This is a genomic window from Vibrio sp. 1069 (genome assembly GCF_033340555.1).
Genome location: NZ_JAWOWP010001041.1, coordinates 1 through 502, shown reverse-complemented (window position 1 = coordinate 502; position 502 = coordinate 1). Strand labels below are relative to the sequence as shown.

The following is a 502-nucleotide window of genomic DNA, read 5'->3' as shown; positions in this document are numbered from 1 at the left end:
GTCTCTGCCAGCTAACGTTACTCAAGGGACGGTAAACGGAAGAAAAACACAAGAAACGGTTTACTTCAGAATCACCATTGTGACGACCAAAGAGACCGACACAACGGATATGAACAATGTTGCGGTAGCAGCGAAAGAATATTTAACGGAGTATGAATCATTTTTTCCTGTCATTCATGAGTTGTTTGGGGCTCGGATAAATGCATCTTTTGTAAATGATGACCCGACAGAGGAAAAGAATGCTGTTAACTTTGGTTTTGTGGATAAAACCTACTCTAGGCAGGATGCATTCATAGGTAGAAATGGTGATAAAAACCTGCTGTATCTTCCCGATGTAGTTAATGGGTATTTACCTGTGTTAGCACCATTTGATGGTGGGCTCATTGAGTCTGAAACTTATACAGCTACTGGCTTTTTTAGTATTGATCATTTGTCTGTGGACAGTGATAGCCTTTGGTTTCATAAATTTAAAGGTTCGTATTCACGATATATTTATTTTTAT

At 38.6% G+C, this 502-nt stretch carries 1 protein-coding gene; it reads left to right on the top strand.

Features of this window, described 5'->3' with window-relative positions:
- Nucleotides 1-502: hypothetical protein (locus R7040_RS30490; protein WP_318098195.1), on the top strand; the 502-nt coding region annotated here is incomplete at both ends.